The organism is Achromobacter sp. GbtcB20 (assembly GCF_019091095.1).
GTDB classification, from domain to species: Bacteria; Pseudomonadota; Gammaproteobacteria; order Burkholderiales; family Burkholderiaceae_B; genus Achromobacter; species Achromobacter mucicolens.
On the sequence record NZ_JAGXJZ010000313.1, the window covers coordinates 1 to 364 of the forward strand.

The following is a 364-nucleotide window of genomic DNA, read 5'->3' on the forward strand; positions in this document are numbered from 1 at the left end:
CCGAACAACTCCTGGGCGACCCGATGCGCCTGCAGCAGGTCCTGCTCAACCTGGTCGGCAACGCGGTCAAGTTCACCGAGCGCGGCGAAGTCGTGCTCGCGGTCGAGCTCACGGCGCGCACGGAAAGCGCGGTACGCCTGCGCTTCGCGGTGCGCGATACCGGCATCGGCATCGCGCCCCAAGTGCAGCAACGCATGTTCGAGCCCTTCTCGCAGGGCGACAGTTCGACCAGCCGCAAGTACGGCGGCGCCGGCCTCGGCCTGACGATCGCGCGCCGCCTGGCCGGGCTGATGGGCGGCGAACTGGGCGTCGAGAGCCGGCCCGGCGCCGGCGCCAGCTTCCACGTCGAGCTCGAGTTCGGCGT

The 364-nt window shown here is 71.2% G+C and carries 1 protein-coding gene; it reads left to right on the plus strand.

Translation table 11 applies throughout. The features are described from left to right. Window positions 1-364 (plus strand): ATP-binding protein (locus KVT32_RS29135; RefSeq protein ID WP_254637071.1); only part of this gene is annotated, 364 nt, incomplete at both ends.